Source organism: Pseudonocardia sp. NPDC049154, from assembly GCF_040648315.1.
Classification (GTDB): Bacteria; Actinomycetota; Actinomycetes; order Mycobacteriales; family Pseudonocardiaceae; genus Pseudonocardia.
On record NZ_JBEZDN010000241.1, the window covers coordinates 1 to 3,466 of the forward strand.

Consider the following 3,466-nt stretch of genomic DNA (forward strand, 5'->3'; position numbering starts at 1 on the left):
GTACTGGATCACCTCCTCGCGCCGGCCCGACTCGATGTCGAGGTCGATGTCCGGGTAGCCGTCCCGGTCCGGGGAGAGGAACCGCTCGAAGAGCATGCCGGACGCCGCGCCACTCGAGCAGCAGGTCCAGGACGGGATCGGAGCCGTAGCACTCGCGGATCCGGTCGTCGGGGACCGCGTGCCGGCCCAGGGCGTCGAGCAGTGCGTCGTCGGCCAGGATGGCGGAGAGATCGACCGGCTCCGGCGCGCGCGGGCAGCACCCACCCACCGCCGGCTCCTCGTCGAGGGGCCGGCGGCCGGCGGGGGTGCCGTCGCCGTCGGGGGTCATCGTGCGGATCAGCCCGCTTCCGGTCGCAGCTGCCAGGCCGTGCCGCCGGTGAGCATCCGGCGCAGCGCCTGGAGGGCCCGGTGCTGGTTCAGCCGCACCGACTCCGGTTTCAGCGCCAGGTGTTCGGCGGTCTCCCGCACCGACAGCCCCCACACCACCCGCAACAGCAGGATCTCGCGCGCCCGCCCGGGCAGCCGGTGCAACAGCCGGTCGACCTCGGCGGCCGCCGCTCGGTCGAGGGCGTTGAGCTCCGGCTGGTCCCGGCGCTCGCAGCCGTCGCCCGGCTCCGGTGGCTCGGCGACCGCGCGCTCGTGCGTGCGCACCGCCGTGCTGCACGCGCTGGCGATCCGGTGGCTCGCCACCGTGTGCACGAACGCGAGGAAGGGCCGTCCGCGGTCCCGATAGGACGGCAACGACCGCAGGAGCGCGATGCAGACCTCCTGGGTGACGTCCTCCGCCGACACCGCCGACCCGTGCAGCCGGTTCTCGCAGTAGCGCAGCACGAGCGGGCGCACCAGCTCGAGCAGCTCCGTCAGCGCGCGCTCGTCCCCCCGACGGGCCGGCGCGACCAGCTCGTCGATCCGGGCCCCGGGCCCCCCGGCCCGCTCCGGTTCCGCCGCGGCCGGGTCGTCCGCGGCCAGGACGCTTCTCCGCTCCTGGTACATCCCCACACCTCGGGCGCGTCCCCCACCGGTGTCCCGGCTCGGTGACCCGGGACCCCGCGACACGTCGGCGGGTTGGCCGGCGGCGCGCAGCTCTCGACGTTGTACCCGGAATTCGCCTGCGCCCCGGCGGATTCGCGGCTCCCGAATGGAGTGGGCAGAGGCTTGCACAGCGCCGTCGCGGCCCACAAGGCCATTTCTGAGTGTGTCTCAGCAAGCCGGTGACGATGTGGCACACCAAGGTCACATTCGGCGACCGATATCGCCGCGACCTGCGCGAACAGAGATCACAAAGAACGTGAACGCCACGTACGTAATTCAGGAGCCGCCGTTCGGAGCAAGGCCCGGAACGGTCGACGGGACCGGAAGGGCCGAAACCGTAGCGTGGCCGCCGATCCGGTCGTCACCGACATCGGGCGAGAAAGGGTTCGACGACGCCGAGGAACGCCGTCTCGTCGGCGTGCACCAGATGCCCCGTTCCGGGCAGCACGTGGTGCTCGGCCCCGAGCCGCTCCGCCATCGCCGCCATGTGGCCCTCCGGGACGACGGACTCCTCCGCCTCGACCAGCAGCACCGGGCAGCCGACGGCGTCGAGGTCGGTCCACCGGGCCTCGCGCGTCCAGCCGGTGGCGATCTCCAGGGCGTCGCGGACCCGGGTCAGCAGGTGCAGCCCGTCGGCCCGTTCCTCCACGCACTCGGCCATGTAGTCGCCCAGCTCGCGACGGGGGTGTCCGAAGGCCTCGCGCACGGCCTCGCGGCAGGCGAAGGGCTGCGGGACCGCCCCGAACCACGCGGCCATGTCGGCCATCGGCCGGCCGGCCAGGCCGGTGAGGTCCACCGCCATGTCCTCGACGACGACCCCGCGCACGAGGTCCGGCCGGCGGGCGGCGAGCGCCAGTGCGTGCAGCCCGCCCATCGAGTGCCCGATCACCAGCGCGGGTCCGGCGCCGGCCTGTTCGAGGAGGTCGGCGGCGTCGTCGGCCATCCGGTCGGTGGTCCACGGGCCGGTGGCCTGGGAGCGGCCGTGCCCGCGCGCGTCGAGCCCGAGGACGCGGCCGTGGTCGGTGAGCCTGCGGGCCACGGACCACCAGGTCGTGGCCCGGCCCATCAGCCCGTGCAGCAGCAGGACGGGCGGGCCGCCACCCCCGAACTCGACGACCGCGAGGTAGGTCCCGTCGGACGTCCGCACCGATCGCCGCCCCTCCATCACCGGTGAGGCTAACGTGGGGCGCATGGCCGTCGTGAAGATCAACGCAATCCACGTCCCCGAGGGCGCGGGCCCCGAGCTCGAGAAGCGGTTCGCGAACCGCAAGCACGCCGTCGACGGGCAGCCGGGCTTCCTCGGCTTCCAGCTGCTCCGCCCCGTCAAGGGCGACGACCGCTACTTCGTGGTCACCACCTGGGAGTCCGACGAGGCGTTCGAGGCCTGGCGCACGGGTCCGGCCGTCGAGGCGCACGCCGGGCAGCGGGCCCCCGACGCGGGCGGCAGGCCGGTCGCGAGCGGGGCGGACCTCCTGGAGTTCGAGGTCGTGGAGCTCTGACCCGCTCTTGACGACCGTCGACCCGGCGATCGCCGAGGCTGCCGAGCTGCTCCGCGGGGCCGAGGCACTGCTCGTGTGCGCCGGCGCCGGGATGGGCGTCGACTCCGGCCTGCCGGACTTCCGCGGCACCGAGGGCTTCTGGCGGGCCTACCCGCCGTACGAGGCCCTCGGGCTGCGGTTCGAGGAGATCGCCGACCCGGTCCACTTCGCCGACGACCCCGCCCTGGCCTGGGGGTTCTACGGGCACCGGCTCGCGCTGTACCGCGCGACGGTGCCGCACGAGGGTTTCGCCGTCCTGCGCCGCTGGGCGGAGCAGAGGCCGACGCGGGTGTTCACCTCGAACGTCGACGGGCAGTTCCAGAAGGCGGGGTTCGACGAGGTCGCCGAGGTCCACGGCTCGATCCACCACCTGCAGTGCCTGCGCGGGTGCGACCAGCCGGTCTGGCCGGCCGACGGCGTCGAGGTCGACGTGGACCCGGTGTCGATGCGGGCGCGCGAGCCGCTGCCCGCGTGCCCGGCGTGCGGTGGGCTCGCCCGGCCCAACATCCTGATGTTCGGCGACCGGTCCTGGGACCCGGCGCGCTCGGGACCGACGCTGAAGGATCTGCACGAGTGGATCCGTGCGCACCGCCGCGGCCTCGCGGTCGTCGAGATCGGCGCGGGCACCGCCGTGCCGACGGTGCGCCGCGAAGCCGAGCTGGCGAGTGCCGCGACCGGCGCGCTGGTGCGCATCAACGTACGCGAGCCGCAGGTCCGGCACGGTCGTGGCGTCGGCATCCCGGCTCCCGCCGCCGCGACCCTGCGCGCCCTCGACGCCCTGCTGTAGAACCCGCCCTCGATGCACGAACGGCGCTCTCGCTCACAAATGGTGTTGGGGGGCGGCGGTGGGGCCCACACCCAAGGCACGGCCGAAAACCGCGGACCCACCCCCGCGG

At 74.1% G+C, this 3,466-nt stretch carries 5 protein-coding genes; 2 read left to right on the top strand and 3 right to left on the bottom strand.

Features of this window, described 5'->3' with window-relative positions:
* From AB0B41_RS42880 to AB0B41_RS42890, 3 genes are all read right to left on the bottom strand, one after another.
* Positions 1 to 96 (bottom strand): hypothetical protein (locus AB0B41_RS42880; protein WP_358212958.1); only part of this gene is annotated, 96 nt, incomplete at its 3' end.
* A gap of 240 nt (positions 97 to 336) precedes the next feature.
* Entirely contained in the window at positions 337 to 993 is a 657-nt protein-coding gene (locus AB0B41_RS42885) for a sigma-70 family RNA polymerase sigma factor (RefSeq protein WP_358212952.1), read from the bottom strand.
* A 400-nt stretch (positions 994 to 1,393) separates the two neighbouring features.
* Positions 1,394 to 2,179 (bottom strand): alpha/beta hydrolase, encoded by a 786-nt coding sequence (locus AB0B41_RS42890; RefSeq protein ID WP_358212954.1) that lies wholly within the window; start codon positions 2,177 to 2,179, stop codon positions 1,394 to 1,396.
* Between the two features lie 43 nt (positions 2,180 to 2,222).
* On the opposite strand from AB0B41_RS42890, the gene AB0B41_RS42895 reads away from it, so the two are divergent.
* Positions 2,223 to 2,531: an antibiotic biosynthesis monooxygenase gene (locus AB0B41_RS42895; protein ID WP_358212956.1), complete on the top strand. Its 309-nt coding sequence runs from the start codon at positions 2,223 to 2,225 to the stop codon at positions 2,529 to 2,531.
* A 91-nt stretch (positions 2,532 to 2,622) separates the two neighbouring features.
* Entirely contained in the window at positions 2,623 to 3,357 is a 735-nt protein-coding gene (locus AB0B41_RS42900) for a Sir2 family NAD-dependent protein deacetylase (protein WP_358212960.1), read from the top strand.
* The last annotated feature ends 109 nt before the right edge of the window (positions 3,358 to 3,466 follow it).

What these genes read in the sequence shown, in the direction of transcription:
- AB0B41_RS42885 (WP_358212952.1), bottom strand. Translation starts at nt 993, where the DNA reads ATGTACCAGGAGCGGAGAAGCGTCCTGGCCGCGGACGACCCGGCCGCG.
- AB0B41_RS42895 (WP_358212956.1), top strand. Translation starts at nt 2,223, where the DNA reads ATGGCCGTCGTGAAGATCAACGCAATCCACGTCCCCGAGGGCGCGGGC.
- AB0B41_RS42900 (WP_358212960.1), top strand. Translation starts at nt 2,623, where the DNA reads ATGGGCGTCGACTCCGGCCTGCCGGACTTCCGCGGCACCGAGGGCTTC.